This is a genomic window from Shewanella sp. MF05913, from assembly GCF_059758095.1.
In genome coordinates this window covers 1-14,926 of the sequence record NZ_JCAYNT010000006.1, presented here as the reverse complement: position 1 = coordinate 14,926, position 14,926 = coordinate 1, and the positions used below count along the sequence as shown (strand labels likewise).

Sequence of the window (14,926 nt, the reverse complement as noted above, 5' to 3'; positions counted from 1 at the left end):
TTATGAACAAGTTATTCATTCTCCTTCTATTATGTATACCTTCTATATGCTTCAGTGTTGAATGGCCTGATATCGAGTTTCCAGAAGATGCGGTTGTAGAGATAGTTGCCGAAGACATTAAAATGTATGGATATCCAACTAAAACTTGGATTGTCAAAGATAATGCGAGCCAAATGTTAACCGCAGCATTTTTTAAAAAGCAATGGAAGAGTAAAAGCGATAAGTTTGATGAGCAAAAATTAGGCAGTGATTATGTCATTAATAGCCTGCAAGAGCCTTTTTTACTGACAGCTCGAATTAAGAAAGAATATGATGGTGTGACTGTTTTAGTTGGCATAACACAAAATATTGAAGCAAGTTCCAATAATATTAGCGCTGATCAATTTCCATCACCACTTAACTCGAATATAATTTCTGATATTAAGTCGAAAGATTTATTTAAAAACGGTAGAACAGTCATTTTACAAAACAAAAGGAGCATTTCAGAAAATTATCATTATTATCGAAGATATTTTCAACGACTTGGTTGGAGCGAAAATACTGGCATTCTAGATGTTAATTCAGGAAAAGCTGTTTTGATGATGAGTAATGGAGCTAATACGGTTGATATCAGTTTTAACAAAAAAAGTGAAAATGTAAATGTAGTGTTCAACCAAGTCATGGATGGAATATGAAATGACAGGATATACATATAATAAAGGACAATCGAGTGTTGAATATTTAATCGTATGTGCAGCATTAGTCGCTGCATTATTTACACCATTAGAAAATGATAAGAGTGTAATCAATACTTGTGCAGAATCATTAAAAGAATGGTATAGCGCATTTGCATACAATAAATCAATGTCAACATTACCAGATTACAACTAGGGATAGTAAATGCGATTTAAATCTATAGATTTCAACTGGATATTACTGATTATAGCTATTGTGCTAGGCGGTGTTTCAGCTTGGGCAACCAAGAATTATTTTATCACTAAAGAACAGCAAATTAGAGATGAGCTTTCGAGTGATAATATCGTAATGGCGGACGTAGTTGTTGCAACGCAAGAATTACGAAAAGGTGATGTAGTATCACAAGATAATATGTCGGTAAGAACAGTCCGAGCAGATATTTTACCTTTAGACGCTGTTCATCCCTCACAGTTCGATTTAGTCATCGGGCAGATGTTATTGGCACCTATGAGTGCGGGAAGACCGCTTATATCGACATATTTACCTGGTATGCACGCAAAACAATTCTCTGATTTACTTAAAGATGGTGAGCGTGCAATCACAATCAATATAGATGAAATTAACTCGACCGCGGGCATGTTAGTGCCTGCTGATCACATCGACTTATTGTTAGCTTTTAAAGATGAAAAAGATGAACAAGAAACTGAAACATTACAATTGTTAATTGAAAATGTCGTAGTGCTAGCAGCCGGGCGCAGAAGTTTAGATATTAATCCTGAGTTAGTTGAGACTATTTATGACAATCCGAATGCTTACAATACTGTAACACTGGCGTTATCGGTAGAAGATGCTGCGAGAGTTTCTTTAGCTAGAAACAAAGGCAAATTTGTAACCTTACTACGTAATCAAGAAGAGGTAGCGCCTTTAGAGTTTGTTTCTTTAAAAGAAAGCCAAATATTTAATGTTGTTAATAACCAAACTGCCGAAAACAATGTCGAAATGATTATCGGCGGCAGTGGCATAAAAACAACGACCCAAAGTTATCCGCTTCCTAAAGAAATGCTTGAGCAGTTAAATCAATATAAGAATAATTTATCACTATGAAATCATTAAATATAATTTTTGTTTTTTTTATTTGTATTTTTACATCATCGGTAGCTTTAGCTCACAACAATACTCCATTTAAATTATATGTAGGTGCAGTAGAGCTGTATAAAGCCAAAAACATTGAGCGAATAGTGGTTGGTAACGGTAGTGTAATTAGTACAAAGGTTATTGATAATAATGGTCTTATTATTATAGGTGAATCCGCAGGTGAAACCGATTTGCAAATATGGCAAAAAACGGGTCATGTCATTAAGTTAAGCGTGACGGTCACTCCAGACAACTCACTCAAAACGTCAGCGACAATTAAGAGGATGTTAGCCGCTTTTCCTGCATTACAAGTGACGGAAAATGATGGTTTGATCATTGTTCAAGGTGAGGCAGACTTAATCCAAAAAGAACAATTAGAGAAAATATTTGAGGCTAGTCCTAATATTGTGTCATTAGTTCAGTACACAAAATATGCAAAAGCTATTGCACCAATGGTTAGAATGCAGGTCAAGATAGTTGAATTTAATAAATCGACACTAAATAACATTGGTATTCAGTGGGATTCAGTTATGGCTGGTCCGGCATACGGTGCTGCAAAAGCTTTTACCGCCAACCCCATTTTTAGTGTTGCATCTTCAGGTCAGTTTGTTGACCAAATATCAAGTGCAGTGACAGACAGTATTGGTGTACTCGATAACCGTGGATGGAGTTATTTTGGTGTAGTGACGGGTATAAGCTCTCAAATTCAGTTATTGGCTCAAAAAGGTGATGCTAGAATGCTTGCAGAGCCGAATCTTACGACTCGCAGTGGTGAAACTGCATCATTTTTAGCGGGGGGAGAATTTCCAATACAGAGTGTTAGTGGACTTGGTGCCGTAGATGTGGAGTTTAAAGAATATGGTATTAAGTTAGATATTGAACCTGTAGTGGACGAGAACCAAAATATTGTGAGTAGAGTCATGGCCGAGGTCAGCTCAATTGATCCCTCTGTTTCCATCGGTGACATCCCAGGATTGTTAACGCGTAAAACTGAATCTGTCATTAATGTCAAAAATAATGAAACTATCGTTATTTCAGGTCTAGTCAATAGTGAAATGTCAAAATCGGTCAGTAAATTTCCCTTTTTAGGTGACATTCCTATTTTAGGTGAATTATTCAAATCTAGAGACTTTAGAGAAAAGAAAAGTGAGTTGGTTATTTTTGTTACCCCGACGATTGTGTATCCAGGCGAAGAAAGTCATGACGCACAATTAGCCCGAGGGTTAGAGCTCATTGATGAGTCTCCTAAACTTGAAGCGTTTTATATCTTAGATTAAAAAGGATTTACAGATGTTTAGCGTAATTGTTAACACAACTAAAGGCACTAAAGTGGGTGAGTTTCAGTGTATTCATTCGGAATGTCATGTAGGAAAAGAGACTCAACAACTTATTCAACTCCGAGGCTTTAAGGTCTCTAAGCATCATGCGACATTATATCAAAATGATGACGGGATATTTGTAACAGATAATCAAAGTCGCACAGGAACAAAAGTTAATGATGAAAAGCAGGCTCAATTTGGTCCATTAACGTTAAATGACAAAATACAGATTGGTGATTATATTCTTCGGGTACAGTCTTCCGACCGCAGTAACACATCTGAAGAGAACGAAAGCAAGGTTTTAGATACGGAAATTGATAGCGGTGTGAATATTGAATCTACAGATATTCAAGCGCAAGAAAAACAAAATATAGCCTCTATTGCTTCGGCGGAATTACTTCAAAAAATCAAAGTCAGAAACGAATGTCGTCGTAAGGTTCATAGAGAGCTATTAAAGCTAATGGATTTAAGACGCGTAAACGTCAATGAAATGAGTGACGATGAATTAAGGTTTCAAAGCTCCAAATTGATTGAACAAATCATCGATTCAATGACTATTCCGGCTGAAATCGAAGTTAGCTCACTTATTAAAGAAGTGTTAGACGAAACCATTGGTTTAGGACCATTGGAAAGCCTTATTGCCGATCCAGATGTTACTGAAATTATGGTTAATAGCCATGACCAAATATTTTATGAAAAAGCCGGTAACTTGTTTTTATCCGATATTGCCTTTTCTGATGATCAAGCTGTTTTAGGTGCCATTGAAAGAATTGTTACACCAATAGGCCGAAGAATAGATGAAAGTTCGCCAATGGTGGATGCAAGATTAAAAGACGGTTCTAGGGTTAATGCCGTCATTCCACCATTAGCATTAAAAGGGCCATGTATCACCATTCGTAAGTTCATGCAGCGACGTTTGAGCTGTGATGACTTAGTTAAGTTTGATTCAATGAATGCTGCGATGGCATCATTTTTAGAAATGGCTGTTAAGCAAAAAAGAAATATTGTGATTTCCGGTGGTACAGGTTCTGGTAAAACAACATTATTAAATGTGTTATCGAATTTTATTCCAGACAATGAGCGGATTGTAACAGTCGAAGACGCCGCAGAACTTCAATTGTATCAACCTAATTTAGTCTCACTAGAAGCCAGACCGCCAAACCAAGAAGGTAAAGGTGCTGTTGAAATTCGTGATTTAGTCAAAAATTGTTTACGAATGCGTCCTGACCGAGTGGTTATTGGTGAATGTCGAGGTGGTGAAGCTCTCGACATGCTTCAGGCTATGAATACAGGACATGATGGTTCGCTTACCACTGCTCACTCAAATTCTCCCCGTGATTGTGTGTCACGTTTAGAGGTGATGGTAATGATGGCCGGGATGAACTTACCTATCTTGGCGATACGTGAGCAAATAGCCTCAGCAGTGAATATTATTGTGCAACAATCTCGTTTTTCTGATGGTTCAAGAAGAGTGACCAGTATTTGCGAACTGACAGGATTAGAAGGCAGTGTTGTACAGTTGTCTGAAATATTTAAATTTCAACAAACTGGATTTAATGCAGAAGGCAAAATTGAAGGCTTTTATACTGCAACTGGTACCGTTCCTGAGTTTTATGAGCAGTTACAAAAGCGGGGCGTAAAAATTAAATTAGATATTTTTGATAATGGAGGCCGTAAATGACAATAATTTTATTTGCAGCCCTTTTAGCATTTATATCTGTTGCGCTATTGGTGTGGTCTTTAAAGCATTTATCGGAAAAGTTCGCGTTGAATTACCATCAAACGTTTACGACTTCTGCTAAATTAAATTTGACCGAAATGTTTTTGTTTATCGAGCCAAAACAACTCTTTATCATAAATATGATCACTCTGATTTCGCTACCTATTTTATTTAGAGTTTTTATGGGCACTTGGGTGTTGGGTATTCTACTCAGTATTTCTCTTGCTCTTGTCCCCCGGTTTATTTACAAGTTTTTACATAAAAGGCGTCGTAGAAAATTTGTTCACCAATTACCTGACGCGCTCAATATGGTAGCTACATCTATGCAGTCTGGTGCTAACGTAACCAGTGCAATTGAATTTATGGCTGAAGAAATGGAATCGCCAACTAAACAAGAGTTTCAGTTATTTTTGCGTGAGCAAAGGCTTGGTGTCGAATTCAACAAAGCACTAGATAATATGCTAGTGAGAATTCCTGAAGATGAATTTCAGCTTGTTACCGCAGGCATGCAAATATCCAGAGAGGTTGGAGGGAATTTAGCTGAGGTGCTTCATAGATTATCACAGACTTTACGCAAAAAAATTGAGATGGAAGGTAAAATTGATGCCTTAACCTCTCAAGGTAAAATGCAAGGCGTTGTGATGACCTTATTGCCAGTCTTTATTGGTGTAGTGCTATATCATATGGAACCCTCTTCAATGGGCCGAATTCTTACGGAGCCAATGGGATGGGCATTAATTGCACTTATTACTATCATGTTATTTGCCGGGTATATGTCAATCCGTAAAATAGTCTCGATTGATGTATAGGGAATATCATGGTTAATTTAATTGTCACATGCTACACAATCGCATTCATCTTCTTAGTTGTTAGTTGTATTCGTATTTATCGAAAAGTACCAAAAGATAATCGTGAATTTATGGACCCGTTATCTCCAGGGTTAAAGCTTATCTGGCCTTTTGTTAGAATCGTTGCTTTTTATATTAGTGAAAATTTAAGTGTAGATTACCTGGAACGGATCTCAAAAAAGCTTCAAATATCAGGTTTGTCTTACATCATGACCGCAGAGCAATATTTTGCTATCAGGGTTTTAAGTACATTATTTTCGCTTGGGTTAACGATATTTTGTGGTTTGCTATTAGATAATCTAGAAACTAACTATCTGATTTTTGCTGCCGTTTTTGGTTATTTTTTGCCCGTATTAACCCTAAATGATTTACGTAAAAAACGACAAGGTCAAATCGTCAAATCGCTTCCTGTGTATTTAGATTACTTAACCATGGCAATTGAAGCTGGCTTAAATATGACCGGAGCATTGTCTCAAGCTGTCGACCGTGGGCCCGCAGGCCCATTGCGTATTGAATTAGAAAAGGTGATTCGAGACATGCGAGCGGGGATGTCAAGGGCGCAATCTTTCAGAAATATGGCTGACCGAGTGCAAATCACCGAAGTTAATAGCCTTGTAAGTGCGCTCGCTCAGGCAGAAAAAACGGGCGCGAGCTTAGGGCAAACATTGCGGATCCAGTCAGATCAACGTCGTGTAGAACGTTTTCAGCGTGCAGAGAAAAAAGCGCTTGAAGCACCTGTTAAATTAGTCTTTCCGTTGGTTATATTTATTTTCCCAGTAACATTTATGATTTTGGCTTTCCCTATTGCGATGAAATTCATGTACGAGCTATAAAATGAACTTAATAAGTATTAAAAGCGACAAAGGTAGCAGCATAGATAATGTTTTCTATGCAAACAAAACCTTGAGTAGATTGAAAGGTCTTTTAGGGCAAAGCAGTTTAACTATGCAACAAGGCCTATTGATTGCACCTTGTAATTCAGTTCATACCTTAGGGATGAAGTTTGATATCGATGTGATTTTTTTAGATAAAAATAACAAAGTTGTCAAAATTAAAAAATCGGTTAAACCGATTAGAATGACCAGTTGTTTTCGCTCTAAAAAAGTACTCGAGTTAGCATCTGGAAGTGCAGAATATAACAATATTTCAATCGGAGATTTACTGTCATGGTAAGACATCTATTATTACTTACAGCTGTTTTGTGCATGGGATTAGCTGGTTGCGCCAGTAAACCGGATACTAAGCAACAAGAAGGTAATCAACAAATCATGCAGCTGCAAGCCAATGCTGAACGTGCTTATAAAATGGCTATGTTAGACCAGGCTGAGAGTTTGTACTTTGAGGTCTTAGCTAGCGTGCCTAACTATGCTCCAGCCTGGTTTAGGTTGGGTAATATTTACACTCGAACGGGGCGTCACGATGCTGCAATAGCGGCTTACTCAAAAAATTTAGAATTTCAACCAGATAATCAAAAAGCATTTTATAACATTAGTTTAGTCCGTATTAAACAATCAACTGAAACGCTTGCAGCGGCAACAAAGCATGGTGATGTAAACTCTCCTATTGGTAAACAAATTCAAGCGTTACTCGATGCTCTGAATCAATTGCAAAGAGAGCCAAATAAATCGGATCAGCAAACTCAAGCGGCGTTGTAATGGAACTGAAAACATGTAGAGCTCAAAAAGGCCAAAGTATGGTTGAGTTTAGTCTCGCTGTGCCTTTTTTAATGCCAATCATTTTAGTGACTATGATGTTAATTGTGCAATGGGCTTTTATTTACTCAGCTAAAAGTACCCTAAATGCTGCCACCATTAATGCCGTAAGAGCTGGCACGCTGCACAACGGCAGTATGGACGAAATACGCACAGGGCTTGCTCAGGGCATGATGCCATTATTTGCCCATGGGACTGATATTTCAGACACTCTAGAGGCTGTTGCAAAATCAAAAGTGGCAGTAGCATTACAAAGCGATATTACTATTTTAAGCCCAGATAGAACCGCTTTTGATGAGTTTAAAGTGAGGGTGAGATATCCCCAAGGCTATGTGTATGAAATACCGAATAACAATTTAATGTACCGAAATCCTGTATTAAAAGATTTAGGACAAGGTAGAAAGTTGAATGTACAAGATGCCAATTTATTACAAATAGAAGTCAGATGGTGTCAAAAGCTCATTGTTCCATTTGCTAATTATGTTATCGAAGAAATAGTAACGTCTGTTTGGTATTTACCAGGTCCGGAACAACTCGTGTGTAATGCACTTGGACAAGCCACAGGAGATATTTATTTAGCGATGGTTTCACAAGGGTTAATGCGGATGCAAACACCTTTTAGAATGTAATTAACATAAAGATGAACTTGACGTAACCGTCATTAAAAATTGAAAAATGGATTTAAATAGGGATATATGCGATGAAATATAATGCACTTTGGTTAGCAATATTACTAGCTGCTAGCGTAGGAATGAGTGGTTGTAATAGTGAATTAGAGGAAGGTGAAGGCGTTGGCGTTGTCGTGCCCACACCTGTAGATCCTGTAGACCCAACGGATCCTATAGATCCAACTGATCCTGTTGACCCAACCGATCCAGTCGATTTTGTCGGTACCTGGGAAAACAAGGATGAAGATGGTGATGGTGTGCCTGATGAGCAGGATGATTATCCGTTTGATGCAGATAAGTCTGAATACGAATTGGTTTATGAAGAAGAGTTTAATAATAATCTAGCAGTTGCTAACATCGTAAATGGAGGCGTTCCTTTCAGAGTTAGTGGTGTCGTCCAAGAGAATCAAGATCTTGATCTTTACAAATTTCATGTTAATGAGCGTAAAGATATAACAGTAGTGCTTAAGTCTGATAGTAAAGAGTTTTCTCCTTATGTAACGATTTTTGATTCTAAGGGGGAGTCATTACAAATGTATAAAAGTAGTTACAATCCTGTCGGTCTAGTTCGTAATGCGGTAAGTTTTACATTGACTAAATCAGGGGCTTATTATCTGGTGGTAGGTGATTCTGAAGCAAGTGGTAAGCCTGACTTTAACTATGATATACATGTGTTCGATGATGTAGATGTAGATTTAATTGATGATAACATCGAATCAGCATTTGGTCTTTCAAGTAAAATACAAGATTCAGATGAAGATCAAATCATTGATGGTGACGAGTTTTATGTTTACGAGTATGGTGATGTATTCTCACATGATCGTGACAATGACGGAACTCCAAACTGGCTAGACCTTGATAGTGATGGCGATGGGATTATAGATCGTATCGAGAATAACAAAGACTATGAAAGAGATGGTTTCGCGGCATTTGTAGACTTAGACTCTGATGGGAATGGTATTTCAGATGCTATAGAAGTTGGTGATAATATTTTAAGTCCATTAGATCAAGACATCGATGGTGATTATGACTATATAGATGTAGATGATGATGCTGATGGGTTATTAGATATAAATGATTCTAATCCCAAAGAAAGTGTAGTTTCGGTTTTGCCTAATCAAGTGGGCTATAAAGATATTCTATCTATTTCATACTTATATAACGGACAATCTATAGATAATATTAATATAGCATTTGAACCGCATATGTTAAATGGAACTAACCTTAATCAAAGTGGTTACCTTGTATTTAATATGGGCCCAGGTGTTTCACCTGTCAACATTAAAATGTCCGGAGGCGATGAGGGTGTTTTTTTAATGCCTAAAAACGCAAGTAGCTTATATTTTTACTCTGATGGTGTTCGTTCAAATGTTGTTGATGTTAAATATTCTAACTCTAACATCCCTATTATTAACTCAATGTCTGGTGAGTATTATAAAGAAGGTCAGACAGTTGATTTGTCGGGTGTGAACTTTAATGAAGACACATTAGTTTATATTAATGATGAAGAAATATTACCTTCTATTAACACGCCTACAAACTTAAACTTTACCTTGCCAGAGAATCTACCACCATCAGTTATGGTAAGTGTGAAAACGAGTTATGGGGAAAGTAATCAAAGAGAGATTAAAATTGGAAATCAAATATCACTTGACTTATTGATGCCAGACAATGTCGTTATTGACTATGAAAGTCTAATAATTGAATCACTTCGCTCCCCAACAGGTGTTAGTTACAAATTTAATAGTGCATTAACCTCACAAGTACTAGTAGGTAGCGGGCACGATATCATAATTATCAGTTATGAAGATGGTAACGATAGTTGGCCATATTTATATCAAGCAGCTTTTGGTGGGAAACTTAAATATGAAATTTCGGCTTTAAATTCAGCAAAATCACTTTCATGGTATATGGCCGGTGCAAAGAATTTAGTACCTACATCTAGCTGGGAGGCATTTTATGATAATTTGTCTGAGATCGCTGAAATACAATTGTTAGCAAATTTTATAGAAGCTAATTTAACAAATCCTAAGTTTTCTGAAAATAAAGCCGCTGAGTACAATGAACTTGAAAGTGCTGCTGTTAAAGCTGTAAAGTCTTCGATAGAAATAACATTCCCAAGTTCAGAGAATAGTAAGCCAACTTCGTCAAAGTCAAGCAAAGCTAGAGTACCAGAAGGAGCATACAAACCTTTAATTGAAGCCGATTGGGTTGATACTGATGGAGATATAGAAATTATACCATCAGAAGTATGGGATGGGTTCGCGGATGATGTATTTGATGGTAATTTTGGTGTTGAAAATGATACCGCACTTTTTTTGAGTAGTCGATTTAAAAAAATGGGCGAAGAGTATGAGAATGATGTGTTGATACCGCATGTCACTTCAAGTATCGATGGTAATGTCATCGGTCCTCAGCATTGGGGGATTTTGAATATTTCCCAAACGAAGTATTTCCCCCAGTGTAATTATAATAATTGTGATATTGAAGTTATAACACCTGGAATACGCGGACCTTATCCAAGTACTAGTGCAGGTGAGCAGGCAAGAAACGCACTAATTTTTAAAACCGCGGTTGAACAGGTTATTTTACCTGCGATTGGTTACGTCATCGATAGAAATAATTTGTATGAAGACAGAGTTTGGGTACAAAAAGTATTGACAGAAGCTTATCCAATATTTATTAATGCTGTTGACCTATCGCAGTCAAAAGACACTGCAGAGGTCTTAGGGAAATTTTTTTGGCTTCTTAGAGACGATATCATGTCTAATGGGCCAGCAAGTCAATTAAGTGTCATCATCGCTCAAAAAGTAGGCTCAAGTTCTTTAATGACAGCCGTTAGAAATAAATTAGCCCAGTATCTTGCACCATTAGCGCTTCCAGTGGTTGGTGAAGCGATTATTCTAATACAAGCGATTAACGATGCGTTAAAGGGCGTTAATTTAGCAAATAAACTATTAAATGTTACCGGCGATCTCATGAGAGTACCCAGTGTCGTGAGCTTTACGGCGCAATGGCCAGTTCGAATCGACTCAGTTTATCCCGCAGCTATAGATAAAAGTACAATTAAAAGTGATGTAAACCTTATTATTGAAGGGCGTGGCTTTTTGTCTCTTTGGGTTTTCGGTAAAAAAGTTTTTCCTGAAGTTTCAGTTATAGATACTAAAGGAACAGACGATTTAACTGATGATGACACCCTATTAGATTTTGAAACGAACGGACAAAACTTAGTCTCTGATGGTTCAGCTATCGATTTTGTTTATATTGAAAAAGATAAGCTACTTAATGCTGTCGGGCCTCTAAAAGTCTTTGTCGAAGTATCTGATTCGAAGCCAACACCTAAGGAAATTCAATTTGTTGACGGTATTCAAATAGCCAATATTGAACCTGATGAAGTATTCCGTGGAGATAGCGTTTTAATTTCAGGCGCTGGTTTCAGTCGTTCAATTCCTGAAAACCTTGTTACTTTTCAAGGTAACTCAGGAAGGCTACAAGCTAAAATTGTATCTGCTAACATCAATAGCTTGCGAGTTATTGTGCCTGATGGTGCTGTCTCTGGTGATGTTACCTTATCTGTAAATGGTAGATCATCTAAAAATAGCTATCCTGTGATAGTACAAGAAAGTGGTATTACAGCTAGGTTTGGTGATAACGGTAATGAGCAGGATGATATATTCACTTTGTTTGTCGCAGGTAAATCTGTTCAAATGTCACAAGCAGGACAACGAGATATTGAATTATTTCAATCTTTAGCACCAGGTGAGTATGAAGTTTTGATGACTGCAAATGACATTCCTGATGAAAGAGGTACATATTATGTCTGTTTTTCTGATAATGTTGAAATACTTAATGGTAGTCCTGTCACTGCAAAAACATTATTGACAAATCAAGGTGATCAAGCAAGATGGAACATAAGGGTATCGGCTAGCGCAGGTAAAATAATTTCTAATTGTGCACAATCAGAAATTAAACCAAGCCAGCAAGTGTTTGGTAACATTAAACAAGCAGTAATTGATTAACATAAAAGGAAAATCACCTTGAATAAATTATTTTTTATAGTGGTATGTTTATTGCTTAATAGCAGTGTTGCAGAGGCTAAGTTTGATGAAGATTTGCAAAAAAGGTGCGTTAACATTGTAAACTACAAGCTAGCAGGGGATCTAGACTCGTTATTGCAATATGGTTATCCTAAAACCAGTAGCAATCCTAAATTTGTTAAGTTTTATGAAAAAAAACAGATAAAAGATGCTAGAAGGATTGCTGAAAAAGGGGCTGTTGATAGTGTGTCTGTAGTCGACACTAACGAGCTTGCTAATCCGGCAAGCGACAGCAAGCATGCTGGCTTTAATATTGTTGAACAACGCTCAATTCTAACTCATGTTAAGTTTTCTAAACAGGAGCGACCCGTAAGTTATGAATGTCAATTTGGTCGTGAAAAAGAGTCAAATGAATGGTTTATTTTAAACGCGATTTAGATTTTAGATAATAAAAAACTAAAACGACTAACATTGGTTAGTCGTTTTTATATTTTTAAATACAAAATTACAGCGATTTTTTTATGCCTTGGTTAGCAAAGAAGCTCCGAAAATTTAACAATACTTCCTCTTTATCAGACAAATTAACAGAACAGCATAAGGTCGTTGTAACATTAAATAGAATTGTGTGGCCCTTATCTAACTACACTTGGGCGCTATTTGTGATTTGCTTAGTGGGCATCCCATTGGGGTTATTTGCATTGGATTATTATCAATATGTGTTGGAGGCGACGTTTACTGCATTAGCCGTCATTCTCGTTAGCCATTTTATTATCCATTTTAAAACAGGTTTTAAAGCGACCTTAACAAAAGATGCCATAGAATTACCGATTAGCCAGCATTCGACGGGATACGTGTCATTTAGTCGGGTTAAAGAAATTCGTATCCAACGTTTTTATCATATTTACCGCTATGTTAAACCCGGCGCTATTTTTAACTCGCCAGCAAGAGGCGAGATATATACCCATGCACATCTAGTGTTAAACAATGGCGAAGTTGTTAATTTGTCTCGGGTAAACCTCGTCTCATTACCTGAAATTGTCGAATACATACAGCAGCGTTACTCTCCCAAAATCAGTTATCGTTATCCAATGCCACTGACATTTTTAGGTGGGATGTTTCTGTTATATATAGTGTTGCTTATCTCACAAATTATGACGATTTAATTGTTTGACAATAATTGCGCAAATCGAAAATTAACATGGCCATATATAGACGCTCCCGGTGAGTCAAGATAATACTCTGCTCACCGAAGGCTTTTTGGCCTTAGTTTTCTATACAATATTCTCATTCTTATCAACAACATGGCCATCCATGATTGTTGGCTAAATATCAAGCAATAAACTAGGCTTTATTTACCCTTCCTAAATGGTATTTGAAGATGGCCAGACCAAGACAGACAATTGTTAGCGTAGATGACACACCTTCTCCTGCAAATAGAGAGTAGTCACTGCTGTTCGCGAGTAGTCCGTAAGGCTTTTCTGTGTGGTATTGATCATTTAACGGGTGAAAACTTTGAGCATGGGCGTGAGTGGGTTGACTCACGTATTCTTGAGCTTGCCACCATCTTTGCCATAGATATTTGCGCCTACGCACTCTTTGTAATGAACAGGGAGTAATCACTTGCATGTGGTATTAAAGGTTGATGCAGAAAAAGCGAAATGCTGGTCAGATAAAGAATTGTTAATTCAATGGCACAAAGGCTTTAAAGGTACATTACTGACACAAAAATTTGTTAAAGGTGAGGACCTAAACTCATTTGAGCTTCAAACGGTTAATGAATGCATTACTGAATACCGTAAACGCTTAATTGATATCAGCTGGTTTATGCGCTCCTTGAGTGAGCCAATCGCTCGAACGGCCAATAAAGAAGATAAATGTACCGGGCGATTTTATTCGCTGCCATCCATGGCACTCACCTTCCTGGCCAGCTAAAGCTGTTCAAATTTATTCCCGATAAATTTGTGGGAAGGGCTGTTTACCTTTTTCTGCCATAAAGAGTCAAGCATTATTAGATGACGCCGCAGTATTAGCCTGTATGGCTTATGTTGATTTGAACCCAATTCGAGCCAAGATGGCAGCAACTCCAGAAACTTCAGATTACACCAGCATTAAACGTCGAATATGTTCAGCGATAAAAGGTGAACAACCCAAAGCGTTACTGCCTTTTGTCGGTAATGAACGGCTAGATATGCCCAATGGACTGATGTTCAGTGTAAAAGACTATATCGTGCTGGTGGAAGATACGGGTCGTATTATTCGAGAAGATAAGCGTGGTGCCATTAGCTCAACTAGCCAAGATATTCTCAATAGACTAAATATCCCAGCTGACAACTGGCTAAAAATCACCACTGAGTTTGGCGCGTTATTCAAAGGCGCAGTAGGGGCTTTACCTGCAATAACTGACTATTGTGAACATTTAGACCGAAAGCGACGACAAGGCGCTTCAAATTGCCAGCGTTGGCTGTGTGCTTAAGGCTTAATATCGAGAAAACTATAATGTATTTTACACTTTGGTTGGTATCAATCAGCTAGTGTTGCCTTCATTTTGGCCTATAAGCTGATTATCAAACATCAGAGTTGAATTCGGGCTTATTTATTGTTTAAAAGAATGTATTTTGGTTTTTGTATAGTCATAAAAGGCTATCGTAATTCAAGTGAAAAGGCAGTAAGTTATTTCATTATAAAAATGGGTGATGAGATGGACGCTCCCTAATACGGCGTCAATGCGCCAAACTGATGTTGAACCATACAGTTACTTAAGGAGCGTCCACTATGAAAGTTACCACTATTGCGATTGATTTGGCAAAAAATGT

General features: G+C 37.4%; 13 protein-coding genes and 1 pseudogene. All 14 read left to right on the top strand.

Annotation, left to right across the window (positions count from 1 at the left end; genetic code table 11):
* The first annotated feature begins 2 nt into the window (after positions 1 to 2).
* Entirely contained in the window at positions 3 to 674 is a 672-nt protein-coding gene (locus AC19MV_RS09560; protein WP_498307248.1) for a hypothetical protein, read from the top strand.
* Between the two features lies 1 nt (position 675).
* Complete coding sequence (locus AC19MV_RS09555; protein WP_124729704.1) at positions 676 to 870, top strand: class III signal peptide-containing protein; 195 nt, start codon at positions 676 to 678, stop codon at positions 868 to 870.
* Positions 871 to 879: 9 nt separating this feature from the next.
* Complete coding sequence (cpaB, locus tag AC19MV_RS09550) at positions 880 to 1,779, top strand: Flp pilus assembly protein CpaB (protein ID WP_124729705.1); 900 nt, start codon at positions 880 to 882, stop codon at positions 1,777 to 1,779.
* The gene (locus AC19MV_RS09545) at positions 1,776 to 3,086 is read left to right on the top strand and encodes a type II and III secretion system protein family protein (protein ID WP_498307246.1); all 1,311 of its coding nucleotides are present in this window, start codon (positions 1,776 to 1,778) and stop codon (positions 3,084 to 3,086) included. The genes cpaB and AC19MV_RS09545 overlap by 4 nt, the downstream gene beginning before the upstream one ends.
* Positions 3,087 to 3,099: 13 nt before the next feature.
* On the top strand, positions 3,100 to 4,809 hold the full coding sequence (locus AC19MV_RS09540; RefSeq protein WP_432403019.1) for a TadA family conjugal transfer-associated ATPase: 1,710 nt from the start codon (positions 3,100 to 3,102) through the stop codon (positions 4,807 to 4,809).
* Positions 4,806 to 5,657, top strand: a complete 852-nt coding sequence (locus AC19MV_RS09535; RefSeq protein WP_498307244.1) for a type II secretion system F family protein — start codon at positions 4,806 to 4,808, stop codon at positions 5,655 to 5,657. Before AC19MV_RS09540 ends, AC19MV_RS09535 begins: the two co-directional genes overlap by 4 nt.
* 8 nt (positions 5,658 to 5,665) lie before the next feature.
* Positions 5,666 to 6,529 carry a type II secretion system F family protein gene (locus tag AC19MV_RS09530; RefSeq protein WP_432403023.1) on the top strand — a complete coding sequence of 288 codons (864 nt, stop codon included), beginning with the start codon at positions 5,666 to 5,668 and terminating at the stop codon, positions 6,527 to 6,529.
* Position 6,530: 1 nt separating this feature from the next.
* A complete protein-coding gene (locus AC19MV_RS09525; RefSeq protein WP_432403025.1) occupies positions 6,531 to 6,869 on the top strand; it encodes a DUF192 domain-containing protein in 339 nt (112 codons plus the stop codon).
* The gene (locus AC19MV_RS09520; protein ID WP_432403027.1) at positions 6,863 to 7,351 is read left to right on the top strand and encodes a tetratricopeptide repeat protein; all 489 of its coding nucleotides are present in this window, start codon (positions 6,863 to 6,865) and stop codon (positions 7,349 to 7,351) included. Before AC19MV_RS09525 ends, AC19MV_RS09520 begins: the two co-directional genes overlap by 7 nt.
* A complete protein-coding gene (locus AC19MV_RS09515) occupies positions 7,351 to 8,037 on the top strand; it encodes a TadE/TadG family type IV pilus assembly protein (protein WP_498307242.1) in 687 nt (228 codons plus the stop codon). The genes AC19MV_RS09520 and AC19MV_RS09515 overlap by 1 nt, the downstream gene beginning before the upstream one ends.
* A 71-nt stretch (positions 8,038 to 8,108) precedes the next feature.
* Positions 8,109 to 12,095 (top strand): IPT/TIG domain-containing protein, encoded by a 3,987-nt coding sequence (locus AC19MV_RS09510; RefSeq protein WP_498307240.1) that lies wholly within the window; start codon positions 8,109 to 8,111, stop codon positions 12,093 to 12,095.
* Positions 12,096 to 12,113: 18 nt separating this feature from the next.
* Positions 12,114 to 12,551 (top strand): hypothetical protein, encoded by a 438-nt coding sequence (locus tag AC19MV_RS09505; RefSeq protein ID WP_498307238.1) that lies wholly within the window; start codon positions 12,114 to 12,116, stop codon positions 12,549 to 12,551.
* 83 nt (positions 12,552 to 12,634) lie between these two features.
* The gene (locus tag AC19MV_RS09500; RefSeq protein ID WP_498307236.1) at positions 12,635 to 13,276 is read left to right on the top strand and encodes a hypothetical protein; all 642 of its coding nucleotides are present in this window, start codon (positions 12,635 to 12,637) and stop codon (positions 13,274 to 13,276) included.
* A gap of 215 nt (positions 13,277 to 13,491) precedes the next feature.
* A pseudogene (locus tag AC19MV_RS09495) lies at positions 13,492 to 14,586 on the top strand (transposase).
* Positions 14,587 to 14,926 lie beyond the last annotated feature (340 nt).

Coding starts and splice junctions, on each gene's coding strand:
- AC19MV_RS09510 (WP_498307240.1), top strand. CDS start 8,109: ATGAAATATAATGCACTTTGGTTAGCAATATTACTAGCTGCTAGCGTA.
- AC19MV_RS09515 (WP_498307242.1), top strand. CDS start 7,351: ATGGAACTGAAAACATGTAGAGCTCAAAAAGGCCAAAGTATGGTTGAG.
- AC19MV_RS09555 (WP_124729704.1), top strand. CDS start 676: ATGACAGGATATACATATAATAAAGGACAATCGAGTGTTGAATATTTA.
- AC19MV_RS09520 (WP_432403027.1), top strand. CDS start 6,863: ATGGTAAGACATCTATTATTACTTACAGCTGTTTTGTGCATGGGATTA.
- AC19MV_RS09535 (WP_498307244.1), top strand. CDS start 4,806: ATGACAATAATTTTATTTGCAGCCCTTTTAGCATTTATATCTGTTGCG.
- AC19MV_RS09500 (WP_498307236.1), top strand. CDS start 12,635: ATGCCTTGGTTAGCAAAGAAGCTCCGAAAATTTAACAATACTTCCTCT.
- AC19MV_RS09525 (WP_432403025.1), top strand. CDS start 6,531: ATGAACTTAATAAGTATTAAAAGCGACAAAGGTAGCAGCATAGATAAT.
- AC19MV_RS09530 (WP_432403023.1), top strand. CDS start 5,666: ATGGTTAATTTAATTGTCACATGCTACACAATCGCATTCATCTTCTTA.
- AC19MV_RS09560 (WP_498307248.1), top strand. CDS start 3: ATGAACAAGTTATTCATTCTCCTTCTATTATGTATACCTTCTATATGC.
- AC19MV_RS09545 (WP_498307246.1), top strand. CDS start 1,776: ATGAAATCATTAAATATAATTTTTGTTTTTTTTATTTGTATTTTTACA.
- AC19MV_RS09540 (WP_432403019.1), top strand. CDS start 3,100: ATGTTTAGCGTAATTGTTAACACAACTAAAGGCACTAAAGTGGGTGAG.
- cpaB (WP_124729705.1), top strand. CDS start 880: ATGCGATTTAAATCTATAGATTTCAACTGGATATTACTGATTATAGCT.